The sequence below is a fragment of the Streptomyces sp. NPDC031121 genome (genome assembly GCF_055570615.1).
This window is the reverse complement of record NZ_JBVIGV010000004.1, coordinates 433,141-451,080: the sequence shown is the minus strand read 5'-3', so window position 1 is coordinate 451,080 and position 17,940 is coordinate 433,141. Positions and strand designations below refer to the sequence as shown.

Genomic DNA, 17,940 nt, shown 5'->3' with positions numbered 1-17,940 from the left:
AAACCCATTGGGGGTGCTGGCGCCAAGTAACACCCTCCACGGGCAGGTGTGTGTGGCGGGGGCGGGACTCCTCCGCACCACATGTGCCACGCCTGTTCCTTGACCGGCTGTCAGGGATCCGGCGCCGGGTCGGCGCCGGCCCTCCGGGGTCAGGGGGCCTTGCCGACCCCGGCCGCGCCGCCCGCGTCGACCTCGGCCACGTCGCCCTCGACGACCGCGCCGGTGCCCTTCTTCGACTGCCGCAGCCGGCGCTCGAGGAAGGAGGCGAGGCCGGTGAGCGCGAAGTTCACCGCGATGTAGATGAGGGCGATCACGACCATCGTTGCGATGGTGTTGCTGTAGTTGGCGGAGATCTGCCGGTTCATCGACATCAGGTCGGCGAAGCCGAGGACGGCGCCGCCGAGCGCGGTGTCCTTCAGGATCACGACCAGCTGGCTGACCAGGGCCGGCAGCATCGCCGTGACGGCCTGCGGGACCAGGACGTGGACCATGGTCTGGCCCTTGCGCATGCCGATCGCCTTGGCGGCGTCGGTCTGGCCGCGCGGCAGCGACAGGATGCCGGCCCGCACGATCTCGGCGATGACCGAGGCGTTGTACAGGACGAGACCGGTGACCACCGCGTACAGCGGGCGCAGGTCGGAGCTGACGGTGCCGAGCAGCACGTACAGCGCCGAGCTGAAGATCATCAGCATCAGGACCGGGATGGCCCGGAAGAACTCCACGACCGTGCTGACCGGGACGCGCACCCACGCGTGGTCGGAGAGCCGGCCGATTCCCAGCAGCGCACCGAGCGGCAGGGCTATCACCATGGCGATCAGGCCGGCCTTCAGCGTCTCACCGAGACCGGGGAGGAGGAAGGTCGTCCAGATCTGGCTGTCGGTGACGAAGGGGAGCCACTTGTCGGCGTCGAGCTGGTTCTGCTGCGCCATGCGGTCGAGGATCCACCACAGGGCCAGGGCGACCAGCACGGCGAATACGCCCGTGTAGATCCAGTTGCGCACCTTGGCCTTGGGGCCGGGAGTGTCGTACAGAACGGAGCTCATCGCTTCACCGCCACTCGCTTGGCCACCCAGCCCAGCAGCAAGCCGGTGGGCAGGGTCAGCAGGACGAAGCCGAGAGCGAAGACCGCGAAGACCGCGAAGAGCGCGTCCGCCTCGTTCTCCAGCATTTCCTTCATCAGCAGGGCCGCTTCGGCCACACCGATGGTCGCCGCCACCGTCGTGTTCTTGGTGAGGGCGATCAGTACGTTGGTGAGCGGCGCGATGACCGCCCGGAAGGCCTGGGGAAGCACGATCAGGGTGAGTACCTGGAAGAAGTTCAGCCCCAGTGCACGCGCGGCCTCGGCCTGTCCCACGGGCACCGTGTTGATGCCGGAGCGCAGCGCCTCGCAGACGAACGTGCCGGTGTAGGCGATCAGGCCCAGGACCGCGAGGCGGAAGCCGATCTCCTTGAACCCCTCGCCGCCGAGAGTGATCTTCAGCGTCTGGCTGAGGCCCAGCGAGCAGCCGAGGATCAGCAGGGTCAGCGGCGTATTGCGCACGACGTTCACGTACGCGGTGCCGAAGGACCGCATGATCGGGACCGGGCTGACCCGCATTCCGGCCAGCATGGTTCCCCAGACAAGGGATCCGACGGCTGAATAGAGGGTGAGCTGAACCGTCACCCAGAAGGCTCCGAGCACGTCGTATTGCCCGGAAGTAAGAAAGTCGAACACGTTGCCCTGCGCTCTCCCCAGGATGGCCGGTGAGCCGCGCCGCCGCCCGCAACGGGCGGGCGGCGGCGCGCCTCACCGAAGAATCAGCTGCCTTCGGTGATCTGCGGGGCCGGCTCGGCCTTGTAGCCGGCGGGACCGAGGTTCGCGTCCACCGCCTTCTGCCAGGAGCCGTCCTCGACCATCTTCTTGAGCGCGGCGTTGACCTTGGTCTGGAGCTCCTTGTCGCCCTTCTTCAGGCCGACGCCATAGGGCTCGTCGCTGAGCTTCAGGCCGACCAGCTTGAACTTGCCCTTGTTCTTCTCCTGCGCGGCGAAGCCGGCGAGAATCGAGTTGTCCGTGGTCAGGGCGTCGACGGACCCGTTCTCCAGGCCGGTGAGGCACTCGGAGTAGCCGGCCTGCTCCAGCAGGTTCGCGTCCGGGGCCAGCTTGGTCTTGACGTTCTGCGCCGAGGTGGAGCCGGCGACCGAGCAGAGGTTCTTCTTGTTGAGGTCCTCGGCCTTGGTGATCGAGGTGTCGTCCGCGCGGACCAGCAGGTCCTGGTGGGCCACGAAGTACGGACCGGCGAAGTCGACCTTCGCCTTGCGCTTGTCGTTGATCGTGTAGGTGGCGACCACGAGCTTGACGTCGCCGTTGGAGATCATGTTCTCGCGCTCGGCGCTGACGGCCTGCTTGAACTCGATCTGGTCGGGCTGGTAGCCGAGCTCCTTGGCCACGTAGGTGGCCACGTCCACGTCGAAGCCCGTGAACTTGCCGTCGGGCGTCTTCAGGCCCAGACCCGGCTGGTCGAACTTGATGCCGATGACGATCTTGTCCTTGCCGCCGCCGGCGGTCCCGCCGTCGCCGGCCGAGCCGCTGCCGCCGCCGCACGCGGTCGCGGTCAGGGAGAGGACGACGGCCACGGCTGCGGCCGCGCCGGCCTTGAAGAGCTTCATGGTGAACTTCCCTCGGATGAGACGTTGTTGGACGACGAGCGGCGGCGTGAGCCGCCGGGCCGCCACAGAATCGGTACCAAACGGAGCCGTCAGTGGTGCAGGATCTTCGAAAGGAAGTCCTTGGCGCGGTCGCTGCGCGGGTTGCTGAAGAACTGCTCGGGCTCGGCCTCTTCGACGATCTTGCCGTCGGCCATGAAGACGACCCGGTTGGCTGCGGAGCGGGCGAAGCCCATCTCGTGCGTGACGACGACCATCGTCATGCCCTCGGCGGCGAGCTGCTGCATGACCTCCAGCACCTCGTTGATCATCTCCGGGTCGAGGGCCGAGGTCGGCTCGTCGAAGAGGATCACCTTCGGGTCCATGGCCAGCGCACGGGCGATCGCCACGCGCTGCTGCTGGCCGCCCGAGAGCTGTGCCGGGTACTTGTCGGCCTGTGTTCCGACGCCCACCCGGTCCAGCAGGGCCTGGGCCTTCTTCGCCGCCGTGGCCTGGTCCGTCTTGCGGACCTTCATCTGGCCCAGCATCACGTTCTGCAGCACCGTCTTGTGCGCGAAGAGGTTGAAGGACTGGAAGACCATGCCGACGTCGGCGCGCAGCCGGGCCAGCTCCCGCCCCTCCGCGGGCAGCTCCTTGCCGTCGATCGTGATCGTGCCGGAGTCGACCGTCTCCAGCCGGTTGATCGTCCGGCACAGCGTCGACTTGCCCGATCCCGAGGGACCGATCACCACGACGACCTCACCGCGGGCAATGCTGAGATTGACGTCCTGAAGCACGTGCAGCGCGCCGAAGTGCTTGTTGACGTTGCTCAGTACGACCAGGTCGTCAGCGGCCCCGGCCGCACCCTTCGCGTCCTTGGTCACTGATACTCCGCTCATCGGCTTCTTGCTCCGTCCTCCTCGGTTGGGAGGACAGTAGTGACGCCGCGCTCACACCGTCATCACATCTGAGGGAGAATTGAGGATAACGATACGGCCTCGCCCCGATACGCTCCGTACGCGCCGCGACGCCCTCCGCTCCGGGCCCGTACCGGGTCCATAACGGAAGGCGCGCCGGGCCGGAACCCCCTTGACGCGGGGGCGCTCATCAGCGTGGATGCTCTGTGGCCCTGACCGCAGACCAAGATCGACAGGACGCCAGGAAAGGGGGACGCCCGTGAGGCTGCTGCTCGTGGAGGACGATGACCACGTCGCCGCCGCCCTGTCCGCGATCCTCGCGCGGCACGGCTTCCAGGTGACGCACGCCCGCAACGGCGAGGAGGCCCTCCAGGCCCTGCTGCCCGCCGGGGCGCCGCCCTTCGGCGTGGTGCTCCTCGACCTCGGCCTGCCCGACCAGGACGGGTACGAGGTCTGCGGCAGGATCCGCAAACGCACCTCCACCCCCGTCATCATGGTCACCGCCCGCTCCGACGTGCGCTCCCGCATCCACGGCCTCAACATGGGCGCCGACGACTACGTCGTCAAGCCCTACGACACGGGCGAGCTCCTCGCCCGCATCCACGCCGTCGCCCGGCGCACCGGCGCGTCGGAGGAGGCCGCCGCCCCGTCCGCGTCGGGCGCCCCTGGCGCCGTCCGCGTCGGGCCCGTCAGCATCGAGCTGCCGACCCGCCGCGTCAGCGTCGACGGCACCGACGTGCCCCTCACCCGCAAGGAGTTCGACCTGCTGGCCCTGCTCGCGCAGCGGCCCGGCGTGGTCTTCCGCCGCGAACAGATCATCAGCGAGGTCTGGCGCACCAGCTGGGAGGGGACGGGGCGCACCCTGGAGGTGCACGTGGCCTCGCTGCGCTCCAAGCTGCGCATGCCCGCCCTGATCGAGACCGTCCGCGGGGTGGGCTACCGGCTCGTCCCCCCGGCCGCCCCCTAGGCGGGCCCCGGCGTGCGAGCCCGGCTGCTCCCGCTCCTCACCGTTCTGATGGCGGGCGTCCTGCTCGCCCTCGGCTTCCCGCTGGCCGTGAGCCTGGCCGCCGGCCAGCAGCAGCGGGTCATCGTCGACCGGATCGACGACAGCGCCCGCTTCTCCGCGCTCGCCCAGTTCGTCTTCGACGCCGAGGCCTCCGGCAGCACCGGCGCGGCCGACCGCCGCGAGACCCTCCAGCAGGAACTGGCCCGCTACCAGGAGCTGTACGGCATCCGGGTGGGGATCTTCTACCGCGACGACAACGCCATGGTCCGGGCGCCCGGCTGGTGGCAGCTGCCGGCGGAGGGCGAGGGGCGGGAGGCCTTCACGGAGGCCCTCGCCGGGCGGCGCAGCCACGACCCGCCGCAGGTGTGGCCCTGGCAGACGCAGGCCAAACTCCTCGTCGCCTCGCCGGTCGTACTCGACGGCGACGTCGTCGCGGTCGTGGTCACCGAGTCGCCGACCGACCAGCTGCGGGCCCGCATCCTCAGCGGCTGGCTGATCATCATCGCGGGGCTCGCCGCGGCGATGCTCCTCGCGTTCGGCGCGGCGCTCCAGCTGACCCGCTGGGTGCTCAAGCCCGTCCGCACCCTCGACGCTGCCGCCCACGGCATCGCCACCGGCCGGATGAACTCCCGGGTGGCGGCCTCGGGCGGCCCGCCGGAACTCCAGCGGCTGGCCCGCTCGTTCAACGAGATGGCCGACAACGTCGAGGAGGTCCTGGAGCAGCAGCGGGCGTTCGTCGCCGACGCCTCCCACCAGCTGCGCAACCCGCTCGCGGCGCTGCTCCTGCGGATCGAGCTGCTCGCCCTCGAACTGCCCGAGGGCAACGAGGAGATCGCGTCCGTGCGCACCGAGGGCAAGCGGCTGGCCCAGGTGCTGGACGACCTGCTGGACCTGGCGCTCGCCGAGCACGCCTCCGCCGAGCTCAGCCTGACCGACATCGGTGCGCTGACAGGCGAGCGGGTCGCCGCCTGGCGCCCGTACGCGGAGGAGAAGGGCGTCCGCCTCCGGGAGGCGGGGCGGTCCGCCGTCACCGGGTGGGCCGACCCCATCGCCCTGTCCAGCGCCCTCGACGCGGTGATCGACAACGCCCTGAAGTTCACCCCCGCCGGCGAGGAGGTGGAGGTCTCCGTCGCCGCGGACGGGGCGTTCGTCCACGTCGTCGTCGCCGACCGGGGGCCCGGCCTGACCGAGGAGGAGCTGCTCCGCATCGGCGACCGGTTCTGGCGCAGCGGCCGCCACCAGAACGTCAAGGGCTCCGGGCTCGGCCTGTCGATCTCCCGGGCGCTGCTCACCGCGGGCGGCGGCTCCCTCTCGTACGAGACGAACCCGCCGCACGGCCTCCGCGTGACCGTCGCCGTGCCCCGCAGCGCCCCGCACGGCGACTGACCGCGGCCGGGCGGGGCGGCGCCACGCGCAGCCCGTGCGGGGCACCCGGCCGCCGGCGCGCCGTGTCGTCGCGTACCGGCACCGGCCGCAGCACGTGCCGGCCGCGATCGACGCCCGGGAGCGCTCCGTTCCGGCCGCGGCGCGCCGCCCTCGTCCCGGTCACCGCCACCGGGTCGCCGTCCCGGCCGGGAATCCGCCCCAGGCCCGCAGCGGGCGGCTGCGGCTCCAACCCCGCGGGCGTACGGCTCCGCCGCCGGCCGCATACTGAAACCGACCCCGTCCAGGAGCCGCCGTGACCACCTCCCGCCCCGCCTTCCCCGCGCCCGGCACCGCCGGCCCGCCCGACGGCGCCACCGTGGCGATCGACATCGGCGGAACGAAGATCGCCGGAGCGCTGGTCGGCCCCGACGGGACGATGGCCTCCGCCACCCGCCGCCCCACCCCGCGCGGCGCGGCCGGCGACGGCGACGCCGTGTTCGCGGCCGTCGCCGAGGTCGTCGCCGAACTGGCCCGCTCTCCGCTGTGGCCGAGCGCCGTACGCTGCGGCATCGGCAGCGCCGGCCCCGTCGACTCCTCCCGCGGCACGGTCAGCCCGGTCAACATCGGCGCCTGGCGCGACTTCCCCGTCCGCGCCCGGGTCGAGGCCGAACTGGCCCGCCACGGTGCGCCGCTGCCCACCGTGCTCGTCGGCGACGGCGTCGCGATGACCGCGGCCGAGCACTGGCTGGGCGCTGCGCGCGGGCACGCCAACGCCCTGTGCATGGTCGTCTCCACCGGCGTCGGCGGCGGCCTCGTCCTGGACAACCGGCTCCACCCCGGCCCCACCGGCAACGCCGGCCACATCGGGCACATCAGCGTCGCCTTCGACGGCGAACGCTGCGCCTGCGGCGGACGCGGCTGCGTGGAATCCCTCGCCTCCGGCACAGCCATCGCGCGGTGGGCCCTCGACCGGGGCTGGGTGCCCGGCGGCGACGCCTCGGCGGCCGGGGTCGCCGCGGCCGCCGCGGCCGGGGACCCCCTCGCGCTCGCGGCCTTCGACCGGGCGGGCCGCGCCCTGGCCGCCGCCATCGCCGCCTGCGCCACCCTCGCCGAGACCGACCTCGCCGTCATCGGCGGAGGCGTCGCGGCCGCCGGGGACATCCTCTTCGGGCCGGTCCGGGCCCACCTCGCCGACTACGCCGCCCTGTCCTTCACCGGCGGCCTGGAGGTCGTCCCCGCCGCCCTCGGCACGGACGCGGGGCTGGTCGGCGCGGCCGCGGCCGCGATGATGCTGCTGCCGGCCCCCTGACGCGGCGGCCGCGGAGGCCGGCCGGACGGCCTACGGCTTCACGGAGCGGTAGTACCGCTGTGCGCCCTCGTGCAGGTCCAGCGGGTCGGTGTAGATCGCCGTCCGCAGGTCCACCAGCTGCGCCGCGTGCACCTGGCTCCCGATCCGGTCCCGGCTGTCGATCACCGTGCGGGTGAACTGCTCGGTCAGCTCCGAATCGGTCTCCTCCGTCGTGACCAGCAGGTTCGGCACGGCCAGCGTCGCCACCGCCGAGGTGTTGCGGGCCCGCGCGTACGCGTCCTGCGGCATCACCGCCGACCGGTAGTAGCGGGCCGGGCCCCCGCTGCCCTGGAGGTCCTCCACCAGGTCGCCGAGCTGCACGAGCCGGATGTCGAAGCGCTCCGACAGCTCCTTCACGGCGTTCGTCGGCAGGCCGCCGGACCAGAAGAACGCGTCGATGCGCCCGGCCTCCAGCTCCGCCGGCATGGTGTCGATGCCGATCGACACCGCCTTGACGTCGCGCGCCGGGTCCAGCTTGGCCGCCGTCAGCAGCCGTTCCGATATGAGCCGCACCCCGGAGCCCGGCTGCCCGATCGCGACGCGCTTGCCGCGCAGGTCCCGCGTCGACTGCACCGGCGACCCGGCCGGCACCACGAGCTGCACGTAGTCGTCGTAGAGCCGCGCGCACCCGCGCAGCTCGTCCGCGCCGCGCTTGCCGTCCGTCCGGTACTTCGCGACCGCGTCCGCCGTCGCGATGGTGAAGTCCGCCTCCCCGGACGCCAGCCGCTGCAGGTTCTCCTGCGAGCCCTCGCTGGCCTCCAGCCGGACCTCCACGCCGGGCATGTCCCGGGCCAGTTCCCGGTCGAGCAGCTGCCCGTACCGGTGGTAGACGCCGGTGCGGACGCCCGTGCTGAGCGTCAGGTCGCCCTTCAGCTCCGGCTCGGCGAACGGCCGGAGCCACCACAGCAGCGTCCCGAGCACGGTGAGCAGGGCCACCGCCCCCCACAGGACGGTGCGCCTGCCGAAACGGGGCGGAACGAGAACCATGGCCGCGATCCTGCCACCGACGCGCCGAGCTGTCACGGGCCGCCCGGTCCCGGGGGCGGGCGGAGGCCGCCCGGGCACCGCCTACCCTTGTTCCATGACCAGCAGCAGCGACCGGAGCACGGCAGTGGACGTCAAGGGAACATACGAGGTGCGCACCTACGGGTGCCAGATGAACGTGCACGACTCCGAGCGGCTCTCCGGTCTGCTGGAGGAAGCCGGCTACACCCGGGCCCCGGAGGGCTCCGACGGGGACGCCGACGTCGTCGTGTTCAACACCTGCGCCGTCCGCGAGAACGCCGACAACAAGCTGTACGGCAACCTGGGCCGGCTCGCCCCGATGAAGACGAAGCGCCCCGGCATGCAGATCGCCGTCGGCGGCTGCCTGGCGCAGAAGGACCGCGACACCATCGTCAAGAAGGCCCCCTGGGTCGACGTGGTCTTCGGCACCCACAACATCGGCAAGCTGCCCGTCCTGCTGGAGCGCGCCCGCATCCGGGAGGAGGCGCAGATCGAGATCGCCGAGTCCCTGGAGGCCTTCCCCTCCACGCTGCCGACCCGCCGCGAGTCCGCGTACGCCGCCTGGGTCTCCATCTCCGTCGGCTGCAACAACACCTGCACCTTCTGCATCGTCCCCGCGCTGCGCGGCAAGGAGGAGGACCGCCGTCCCGGCGACATCCTCGCCGAGATCGAGGCGCTCGTCGCCGAAGGCGTCAGCGAGATCACCCTGCTCGGCCAGAACGTCAACGCCTACGGCTCCGACCTCGGCGACCGCGAGGCCTTCAGCAAGCTGCTGCGCGCCTGCGGGCAGATCGAGGGCCTGGAGCGGGTCCGCTTCACCTCGCCGCACCCGCGCGACTTCACCGACGACGTGATCGCCGCGATGGCCGAGACGCCGAACGTGATGCCGCAGCTGCACATGCCGCTCCAGTCCGGATCGGACCCGGTCCTGAAGGCGATGCGCCGCTCGTACCGCCAGGAGCGCTTCCTCGGCATCATCGAGAAGGTCCGCGCGGCCATCCCGCACGCCGCGATCTCCACCGACATCATCGTGGGCTTCCCCGGCGAGACCGAGGAGGACTTCCAGCAGACGATGCACGTCGTGCGCGAGGCCCGCTTCGCGAGCGCCTTCACCTTCCAGTACTCCAAGCGGCCCGGCACCCCGGCGGCCGAGATGGACGGCCAGATCCCCAAGGAGGTCGTCCAGGACCGCTACATGCGCCTGGTGGCCCTCCAGGAGGAGATCTCCTGGGAGGAGAACAAGAAGCAGGTCGGCCGCACCCTGGAGGTCATGGTCGCCGAGGGCGAGGGCCGCAAGGACGGCGCCACGCACCGCCTCTCCGGCCGCGCCCCCGACAACCGCCTGGTCCACTTCACCAAGCCGGACGGGGACGTGCGCCCCGGCGACGTGGTCACCGTCGAGATCACCTACGCCGCCCCGCACCACCTGCTGGCCGAGGGCGCGGTGCAGGCGGTGCGGCGCACCCGCGCCGGCGACGCGTGGGAGAAGCGGAACGCCGCCCCGGCGCAGCCGCAGGGAGTCATGCTCGGCATTCCGACGCTCGGCGTGCCGGCCCCGCTTCCGGAGTCCGCCCCGAGCTGCGGCATCAGCGGCTGACCCCGCCGCACCGCACCGGGCCGGCCGGCGCCGCCGCTGCGTCCGCGCGGCGGCGGCCCCGCGGGGCCGGGCGCCGTGCCGGGTCCGGTCCGGGCCGCGGCCGCGCCCGGTGAATCTTTCCCGTCGCGGCACTAGGCTGCGGATCATGCTCGTAGCCGCCGCCGTCTGCCCCGCCCCGCCCCTCCTCGTCCCCGAGGTCGCCGCCGGGGCCGCCGCCGAACTCGGGGGCGCCCGTACCGCCTGCTCCGACGCCCTCGCGGTGCTCGCCGCCTCCCGGCCCGACCTGCTCGTCGTCGTCGGCGCAGCCGCCGAGGAGGCCGCCGGCACCTACCCCGAGGGCAGCCCCGGCAGCTTCCGGCCCTTCGGCGTGGCCGCCGACGTGCGCCTCGGGTCCGCCGGGGAGCCGGACGCGGCCGTCGCGCAGAAGCGGCCCCTGCCCGCCCCGCTCGCCGTCGGGGCCTGGCTGCTCGCCCGCGCCCGCTGGGGCGCCGCCCCCGTCGAGGGCCTCGCCGTCGCCGAGACGCTCGCCACCGCCGACTGCCTCGCCGCCGGCCGGGGGCTCGCCGCCCGCGCCGACCGCGTCGCCCTCCTCGTGATGGGCGACGGCAGCGCCCGCCGGACGCTGAAGGCGCCCGGCTACCTCGACGAGCGCGCCGCCGGCTTCGACGCCGCAGCGGCCCGCGCCCTCGCCGACGCCGACCCGGCCGCCCTCGCCGCCCTCGACGCGGGCCTCGCCCGCGACCTCCTCGCCGCCGGCCGTGCCCCCTGGCAGGTCCTGGCGGGCGCCGCCGAGGGCGCGGGCCTGGCCGGGCGGCTGCTGTACGAGGACGCGCCGTACGGGGTCGGCTACTTCGTCGCCGCCTGGTCCTGACCGGCGGGCCCCCGCGCCCGTACGGGGCCGGTGCGCGGGCACGGCGAAGGGGCGCGGGCCCGCAGCCGGGCCCGCGCCCCTTCCGCGACCGCCTCAGGGGGCACTGGGCGGCACTGTCGGCCCGCCGCCCGGCTCCTCCCGGTGCGCGATCCTGCCCAGGGCTTCCTTCGCCTTGCCCGTCCCCGACGTGATCCTGTCGCGGTACTTGCCGTGGGTCTTCGCGTCCACCACTTCGGCGACCTTCTCCAGACCCGAGCCGATCCTGCCCTCGTGCTGCTGCACGAGGCCCTCGGCCTTCTCCTTCGCCGGAGCGAGCTTGGCCTTCAGACTGTCCAGCAGGCCCATGGTCACCTTCCTGTCGCCGTGGCTACTTCAGGGCGCCCTCGCCGGCCCCGCTGTCCGCGGCCTCCCTGGCCGACTGCTGCTTGGGGATCTCGGCGGCCTCAGCCGCCGGAGCCTCCGCCTCCGCCGCCTCGGCCCCGGTGCCGGAACCGGCGGCCCCAGCGGCCGCCTCCGACGCCGTCACGTCCGCCGTCACGTCCGCCGCCGCGGTCTGCTCGGCCGCGGCCTCGCCCTTCCGGCGGAAAAACCGACTGAAAACGCCCATGTCTACTCCCTCAACGCTACTCGTGCGGGTGAAGTTCCCACCGGCCCCGCCGCGCCTGCGCCCGGCGCGCGCCCGGCGGAACCACGCCAGGGCAACGACCCCGACCGCCCGCCGTCACGTCGCTCGATCGGGTACACGCCGGAGTGTTTGCGAGACTGGGGCCGTGAGTAACGCAGCCCCCGCTCCGCGGGTCATCGCCGTCGTCGGCCCCACCGCGGCCGGAAAGTCCGACCTGGGCGTGGCCCTCGCCCGCCACTTCGACGGCGAAGTCGTCAACGCCGACTCCATGCAGCTGTACCGGGGGATGGACATCGGCACCGCCAAGCTGACGACCGAGGAGCGCGGCGGCGTCCCCCACCACCTCCTCGACGTCTGGGACGTCACCGAGACGGCCAGCGTCGCCGAGTACCAGCGCCTGGCCCGCGCCGAGATCGACGCCCTGCTCGCCCGCGGCCGCACGCCCGTCCTCGTCGGCGGCTCCGGCCTGTACGTACGCGGCGCCCTCGACGTCATGGAGTTCCCCGGTACCGACCCGGAGGTCCGCGCCCGGCTGGAGGAGGAGCTGGAGCGCAGCGGCCCCGGCGCCCTGCACGCCCGCCTCGCCGCCGCCGACCCCGAGGCGGCGCGCGCGATCCTGCCCGGCAACGGCCGCCGCATCGTCCGCGCCCTGGAGGTCATCGAGATCACCGGGAAGCCCTTCACCGCGAACCTGCCGGGCCACGAGTCCTTCTACGAGACCGTCCAGATCGGCGTCGACGTGGCCCGGCCGGAGCTCGACGAGCGGATCGCGCGGCGCGTCGACCGCATGTGGGAGGCCGGACTGGTCGACGAGGTCCGCGCGCTGGAGGCCCGCGGCCTGCGCGAGGGCGTCACCGCCTCCCGCGCGCTGGGCTACCAGCAGGTCCTCGCGGCCCTCGCCGGCGAGTGCAGCGAGGACGAGGCCCGCACCGAGACCGTCCGCGCCACCAAGCGGTTCGCCCGCCGCCAGGACTCATGGTTCCGCCGCGACCCCCGCGTCCACTGGCTCAGCGGCGCCGCCGCCGACCGGCGGGAACTCCCCGGACTCGCGCAGTCGTTGGTCGAACGGGCGATTACAGCCTGATCACGTGATGGCATCGGGACGCCCCGCGCGTCCGTTCGGGGCCCCGGGCCGTGCCATCATCAAATCCCGCGGGTGTGGTCACCGGCGGTGAACGGCAGCGTGCGAAGTCCGAGTGGGGAGGGCGCGTGGCAATGGAGGCCGGCCCTCGCGACACCGGGCGCGACGGGACCCGAGGCGAAGCGGACCCGACGCTCCTCGGCGAGCCCGCCGACGCCGACGGCCTCGGGCTGCCCGCGGACCCCCAGCGGCTCACCACCGACGGGCCCGACGCCTCCGACACCGCGGACGGCGAGGACGCCTCGGGCCCCGCGTACGAGGTCGAGCTGCGCCCGCAGCGCAAGCTCCGCATCTGGCAGATCGCCCCGATCGTGATGCTGGCCGCCGCAGGCTCCCTGATGTTCGCCTTCCCGCTCGCCTTCGAGTTCGGCGACGGCGGCGCCGTGGTCGCCATGCTCGGCTTCCTGATCAGCTCCTGCGCCGCAGGCTGGGGCATGATGGCCGCCCGCCGCGTCGGCTACACCTGGCCCGGGCTCCCGCCCCGCGGCAGCGGCCGCCGGCCCGACTGGCGCTTCGCCGTGCTGTACGCGCTCGTCGCGCTGGCCGTCGTCGCCCTCGCCGCCTACCGGGTGGCCCGGCTCCGGTAACCGCGCCCGCGCCCGCCGGCCCCCGCCTGCGACCTGCGCGGAAGCCGGGTCGCTACCATGGTCCCGTGACGCAGACCAGCCTCTCCTTCCTCAAGGGCCACGGCACCGAGAACGACTTCGTGATCGTCCCGGACCCGGACAACGCGGTCGAACTGAGCCCCGCCGCCGTCGCGAGGCTCTGCGACCGCCGCGCCGGCATCGGCGCGGACGGAGTGCTGCACGTCGTCCGCTCCGCCGCCCACCCCGAGGCCGCGCACATGGCCGGTGAGGCCGAGTGGTTCATGGACTACCGCAACAGCGACGGCTCCATCGCCGAGATGTGCGGCAACGGCGTCCGCGTCTTCGCCCGCTACCTCGAACACGCCGGCCACGTCGAACCCGGCGACCTCGCCGTCGCCACCCGCGGCGGCGTCAAGCGCGTCCACCTCGACAAGAGCGGCGACGTCACCGTCTCCATGGGCCGCGCCGTGCTCCCCGACGAGCAGGCCACCGTCGTCGTCGGCGACCGCGCCTGGCCCGCCCGCAACGTCAACATGGGCAACCCGCACGCCGTCGCGTTCGTCGAGAGCCTCGACCAGGCCGGGAAGCTGCTGGAGGCGCCCCGCTACAGCCCCGCCGAGGTCTACCCCGACGGGGTGAACGTCGAGTTCGTCGTCGACCGCGGCCCCCGCCACGTCGCCATGCGCGTCCACGAGCGCGGATCCGGCGAGACCCGCTCCTGCGGAACCGGCGCCTGCGCCGTCGCCGTCGCCGCCATCCGCCGCGACGGACTCGACCCCGCGGCCACCGGGGCACCCGCCACGTACACCGTCGACCTCCCCGGCGGTACCCTCTACATCACCGAACACCCCGACGGCCGGATCGACATGACCGGACCGGCCGTGATCGTGGCGACGGGGGAGTTCGACCCCTCCTGGCTCAAGGAAACGGCCTTCGCCTGAAGGTTCCCTCTCATGGGTGATCCGTTTCACGCTCAGCGAGAGGCGGACTGCGCCACGTGGTGGGGTCGGTAGCATCAGACACCGGCCCCGAGGGCTCAACCCCATGCCCGCCACAGCCGGTCGAAGCCGCCGGAGGTGCCCATGAGTGCAGAGGCCACGAACCCCGAAGCACGACCCGAAGCGCGCCCCGAACTCCGCAGACGGGGCCGGACCCGCATCGACCTGCGCCGACTCGGGCGGGCGGCCCTCCTCGGGCCCGCCCCCCGGGACCGGCTGCCCGACGCCATCGGCCACGTCGCCGAAGCGCACCGCGCCCACCACCCGGACGCCGACCTCTCCGTCCTGCACCGCGCGTACCTCCTCGCGGAGTCCTCCCACCGCGGCCAGATGCGCAAGAGCGGTGAGCCGTACATCACACACCCGCTCGCCGTCACCCTCATCCTCGCCGAACTCGGCGCGGAGACCACCACCTTGACGGCCTCCCTGCTCCACGACACCGTCGAGGACACCGAGGTGACCCTCGACCAGGTCCGCGCCGAGTTCGGCGAGGAGGTCGGCTTCATCGTCGACGGCGTCACCAAGGTCGAGAAGATCGACTACGGGGCCGCGGCCGAGCCCGAGACCTTCCGCAAGATGCTCGTCGCCACCGGCAACGACGTCCGCGTGATGTCCATCAAGCTCGCCGACCGGCTCCACAACATGCGCACCCTCGGCGTGATGCGCCCCGAGAAACAGGCGCGCATCGCCAAGGTCACCCGCGACGTCCTCATTCCGCTCGCCGAGCGGCTCGGCGTCCAGGCCCTCAAGACCGAGCTGGAGGACCTCGTCTTCGCGATCCTCCACCCCGAGGAGTACGAGCGCACCCGCGCCCTCATCGCCGCCCAGGCCGGCACCGACCCGCTGCCCGGCATCGCCGACTCCGTACGCTCCGTCCTGCGCGACGCCGGCATCGCCGCCGAAGTGCAGGTCCGGCCGCGGCACTTCGTCTCCGTCCACCGCGTCTCCCTCAAACGCGGCGAGCTCCGCGGCTCCGACTTCGGCCGCATCCTCGTCCTCGTCGGCGAGAACGCCGACTGCTACGCCGTCCTGGGCGAACTCCACACCTGCTTCACGCCGGTGGTCTCCGAGTTCAAGGACTTCATCGCCGCCCCCAAGTTCAACCTCTACCAGTCGCTGCACACCGCCGTCGCCACCCCAGACGGGTACGTCGCCGAAGTCATCGTCCGCACCCGCCAGATGCACCGCGTCGCCGAAGCCGGCGTCATCGCACTCGGCAACCCGTACGCCACCGCCGACCACGCGGACGGCGACGAGGAGCGCGCCGACCCCACCCGGCCCGGCTGGCTCGCCCGCCTCCTCGACTGGCAGCGCTCCGCGCCCGACCCCGACACCTTCTGGAGCGGACTGCGCGCCGAACTCGCCCAGGACCGGGAGATCACCGTCTTCCGCGCCGACGGCGGCACGCTCGGCCTCCCCGCCGGCGCCACCTGCATCGACGCCGCCTACGCCCAGCACGGCGAAGCCGCCCACGGCTGTATCGGCGCCCGGGTCAACGGGCGCCTCACCTCGCTCGGCTCGCGGCTCTCCGACGGCGACACCGTCCAGCTGCTGCTCTCCCACGACTCCTCCTCCGGCCCCGGCGCCGACTGGCTCGACCACGCCCGCACCACCGCCGCCCGGATCGCCATCACCGGCTGGCTCCGGCAGCACCCCGACGGGGCCACCCCCACCACCACCCCCGCCCGCGCCCCCCTGTCCGTCGTCGGGGCCCGCGGCGGAGGCGGCAACGCCGTCGCCGACCTGCCCGACGCAACCGTGCGCCTGGCCGGCTGCTGCACGCCGGTCCCGCCGGACGCCGTCGCCGGGTTCGTCGTCCGCGGCGGGGCCGTCACCGTGCACCGCGTCGGCTGCGAGGCCGTCGCCCGGATGCGGGCGCTGGGCCGCACCACCGTCGCCGTGCACTGGCGGGCCACCGCCGACTGCCGCGTCACCCTCACCGCCGAATCGTTCGGCCGCCCCCACCTGCTGGCCGACCTGACCGAAGCCATCGCCCGCCAGGGCGTCGAAGTCGTCTCCGCCACCGTCGAACCGCCCGTCGAGCAGCGCGTCCGGCACACCTACACCCTCCAGCTGCCCGACGCGGCCGTCCTGCCCGCGCTCATGCGGGCCATGCGGAACGTCCCGGGCGTCTACGACGTCGGCCGTGCCTGACCCGGCGGGCCCGAGGCGCCCCGCGGGTACCGGGCCGCGGCGGCCGTCAGCCGCACGGCGGCCCCTCCCGCGCCCGGCGATCCCGTTCGGGTGGAACCGTCGCGCGCCGTACCCGGCCGCGCGGCGGGCGCTGGTAAGCGGTGGGGGATGCAGCTCACCTCCCCGCGCCTGCGCGCCTCCCTGCTCGCCGCGGCCTCCCTCGGCCTGGTCGCCGCCGCGCTGCCCCCGCCGACGCCGCTGGGCATCGGAGACCCGCTGTTCCCGCACCTCGGCAACCCCGGCTACGACGTCCTCTCGTACGACCTCTCCCTCACCTACAAGGACAACAAGACCCCCCTCGACGCCGTCACCCGGATCGAGGCCCGCTCCCTCGCCGCACTGGACCGCATCAACCTCGACTTCACCCACGGAACGGTCGCCTCCGCCGAGGTGAACGGGCAGCCCGCCGCATTCGAGAGCGCCGGCGAGGACCTCGTCCTCACCCCCGCGAGCCCCGTCGCCCCCCACACCCCCCTCCGCATCTCCGTCCGGCACACCAGCGACCCGCGCGGCGCCGCCGACGGCGGCTGGGTGCCCACCGCGGACGGCCTCGCCATGGCCAACCAGGCCGACGCCGCCCACCGCGTCTTCCCCTGCAACGACCACCCCGCCGACAAGGCCTACTTCACCTTCCGCATCACCGCCCCCCAGGGGCTGACCGCCGTCGCCAACGGCGTCGCCGGCGCCCTGCCCGTCCGCACCGCCGCCGGCCCCACCACCTGGACGTACCGGACCCTGCACCCCATGGCGACCGAGCTCGCCCAGGTGTCCATCGGCGAATCCGCCGTACTGCACCGCACCGGCCCCCACGGCCTGCCGCTGCGCGACGTCGTCCCCGCGGCCGAGCGGGCGCGCCTCGAACCCTGGCTGAAGAAGACGCACGGCCACATCGAGTGGATGGAGCAGCGGGTCGGCCGCTACCCCTTCGAGAACTACGGCGTGCTCATCGCCCAAGCCCAGACCGGCTTCGAGCTCGAAACGCAGACCCTCTCCCTCTTCGAGAGCGGCCTCTTCGCCGACGACGGCTACCCCGAGTGGTACGTCGAGGCCGTCATGGTCCACGAGCTCGCCCACCAGTGGTTCGGCGACAGCGTCACCCCCCGCACCTGGTCCGACCTCTGGCTCAACGAGGGGCACGCCACCTGGTACGAGGCCCTCTACGCCGACCACCTCGGCAAGTACTCCCTGGAGCGGCGCATGCGCGAGGCGTACGAGCGCTCCGACCAGTGGCGCGCCTCCGGAGGCCCCCCGGCCGCCCCCAAGCCCGCCGCCCCCGGCCAGAAGATCGGGCTGTTCCGGCCCGTGGTCTACGACGGCGCCGCACTCGTCCTGTACGCCCTGCGCCAGGAGATCGGCGCCGCCGCCTTCGACCGCATCCAGCGCCGCTGGGTCGCCGAGCACCGCGACGGCGTCGCCGGCACCGCCGACTTCGTCCGCCTCGCCTCCCAGGAGGCCGGGCGCGACATGGAGCCCTTCCTGAAGCCCTGGCTGTACGGCAAGACCACGCCCCCGATGCCCGGACACCCGGAATGGGGCGGCGCGAAAAGCGTGTGACCCGGCAGGAAGGGGCATGTCACCATCGACGGGGCCGCAGGGCGCCGGGGAATCTCCCGGCGGCACGCGACGTTGCACACGTCAGTAATGTGTCGCACGTGCTTCCGGCAG

17 protein-coding genes are annotated in these 17,940 nt (G+C 73.3%); 10 read left to right on the top strand and 7 right to left on the bottom strand.

The annotated features are described in order from the left end of the window. Positions 1–149: 149 nt before the first annotated feature. The 4 genes from ACZ462_RS09985 to ACZ462_RS09970 form a co-directional block, all read right to left on the bottom strand. Positions 150–1,043 (bottom strand): amino acid ABC transporter permease, encoded by an 894-nt coding sequence (locus ACZ462_RS09985; protein ID WP_467808249.1) that lies wholly within the window; start codon positions 1,041–1,043, stop codon positions 150–152. Next, positions 1,040–1,714, bottom strand: a complete 675-nt coding sequence (locus ACZ462_RS09980; RefSeq protein WP_403143340.1) for an amino acid ABC transporter permease — start codon at positions 1,712–1,714, stop codon at positions 1,040–1,042. Before ACZ462_RS09980 ends, ACZ462_RS09985 begins: the two co-directional genes overlap by 4 nt. 83 nt (positions 1,715–1,797) lie before the next feature. After that, complete coding sequence (locus ACZ462_RS09975; protein ID WP_467808247.1) at positions 1,798–2,646, bottom strand: glutamate ABC transporter substrate-binding protein; 849 nt, start codon at positions 2,644–2,646, stop codon at positions 1,798–1,800. An 89-nt stretch (positions 2,647–2,735) separates the two neighbouring features. After that, a complete protein-coding gene (locus tag ACZ462_RS09970; protein WP_467808246.1) occupies positions 2,736–3,521 on the bottom strand; it encodes an amino acid ABC transporter ATP-binding protein in 786 nt (261 codons plus the stop codon). A gap of 277 nt (positions 3,522–3,798) precedes the next feature. Here ACZ462_RS09970 and ACZ462_RS09965 point away from each other — a divergent pair, with 277 nt between their 5' ends. From ACZ462_RS09965 to ACZ462_RS09955, 3 genes are all read left to right on the top strand, one after another. Further along, positions 3,799–4,506 (top strand): response regulator transcription factor, encoded by a 708-nt coding sequence (locus ACZ462_RS09965; protein ID WP_467808244.1) that lies wholly within the window; start codon positions 3,799–3,801, stop codon positions 4,504–4,506. Between the two features lie 12 nt (positions 4,507–4,518). Then, positions 4,519–5,931, top strand: coding sequence for a sensor histidine kinase (locus tag ACZ462_RS09960; protein WP_467808243.1), 1,413 nt, complete (start codon positions 4,519–4,521; stop codon positions 5,929–5,931). Positions 5,932–6,286: 355 nt separating this feature from the next. Further along, positions 6,287–7,219 (top strand): ROK family protein, encoded by a 933-nt coding sequence (locus ACZ462_RS09955; RefSeq protein WP_467808268.1) that lies wholly within the window; start codon positions 6,287–6,289, stop codon positions 7,217–7,219. Between the two features lie 30 nt (positions 7,220–7,249). Here the strand turns inward: ACZ462_RS09955 and ACZ462_RS09950 are convergent, their stop codons facing one another. Next, the gene (locus ACZ462_RS09950; RefSeq protein WP_467808242.1) at positions 7,250–8,245 is read right to left on the bottom strand and encodes a TAXI family TRAP transporter solute-binding subunit; all 996 of its coding nucleotides are present in this window, start codon (positions 8,243–8,245) and stop codon (positions 7,250–7,252) included. Between the two features lie 94 nt (positions 8,246–8,339). Between ACZ462_RS09950 and miaB the strand changes: the two genes are divergently transcribed. Then, positions 8,340–9,860: a tRNA (N6-isopentenyl adenosine(37)-C2)-methylthiotransferase MiaB gene (miaB, locus tag ACZ462_RS09945; RefSeq protein ID WP_467808241.1), complete on the top strand. Its 1,521-nt coding sequence runs from the start codon at positions 8,340–8,342 to the stop codon at positions 9,858–9,860. A 145-nt stretch (positions 9,861–10,005) separates the two neighbouring features. Next, positions 10,006–10,731 (top strand): class III extradiol ring-cleavage dioxygenase family protein, encoded by a 726-nt coding sequence (locus tag ACZ462_RS09940; protein WP_467808240.1) that lies wholly within the window; start codon positions 10,006–10,008, stop codon positions 10,729–10,731. 93 nt (positions 10,732–10,824) lie between these two features. On the opposite strand, the gene ACZ462_RS09935 is transcribed toward ACZ462_RS09940, so the two are convergent. Then, on the bottom strand, positions 10,825–11,076 hold the full coding sequence (locus ACZ462_RS09935; RefSeq protein WP_467808238.1) for an antitoxin: 252 nt from the start codon (positions 11,074–11,076) through the stop codon (positions 10,825–10,827). A gap of 22 nt (positions 11,077–11,098) precedes the next feature. Continuing rightward, positions 11,099–11,338: a gliding motility protein gene (locus tag ACZ462_RS09930; protein WP_467808236.1), complete on the bottom strand. Its 240-nt coding sequence runs from the start codon at positions 11,336–11,338 to the stop codon at positions 11,099–11,101. Between the two features lie 163 nt (positions 11,339–11,501). Between ACZ462_RS09930 and miaA the strand changes: the two genes are divergently transcribed. From miaA to ACZ462_RS09905, 5 genes are all read left to right on the top strand, one after another. Beyond that, complete coding sequence (gene miaA, locus ACZ462_RS09925) at positions 11,502–12,440, top strand: tRNA (adenosine(37)-N6)-dimethylallyltransferase MiaA (RefSeq protein WP_467808235.1); 939 nt, start codon at positions 11,502–11,504, stop codon at positions 12,438–12,440. A gap of 131 nt (positions 12,441–12,571) precedes the next feature. Continuing rightward, positions 12,572–13,084: a hypothetical protein gene (locus tag ACZ462_RS09920; RefSeq protein WP_467808234.1), complete on the top strand. Its 513-nt coding sequence runs from the start codon at positions 12,572–12,574 to the stop codon at positions 13,082–13,084. A gap of 65 nt (positions 13,085–13,149) precedes the next feature. Next, positions 13,150–14,025 carry a diaminopimelate epimerase gene (gene dapF / locus ACZ462_RS09915; protein WP_467808233.1) on the top strand — a complete coding sequence of 292 codons (876 nt, stop codon included), beginning with the start codon at positions 13,150–13,152 and terminating at the stop codon, positions 14,023–14,025. 141 nt (positions 14,026–14,166) lie between these two features. Further along, entirely contained in the window at positions 14,167–16,236 is a 2,070-nt protein-coding gene (locus ACZ462_RS09910) for a RelA/SpoT family protein (protein ID WP_467808232.1), read from the top strand. 147 nt (positions 16,237–16,383) lie between these two features. Beyond that, positions 16,384–17,829 carry a M1 family metallopeptidase gene (locus ACZ462_RS09905; RefSeq protein WP_467808231.1) on the top strand — a complete coding sequence of 482 codons (1,446 nt, stop codon included), beginning with the start codon at positions 16,384–16,386 and terminating at the stop codon, positions 17,827–17,829. Positions 17,830–17,940: the final 111 nt, after the last annotated feature.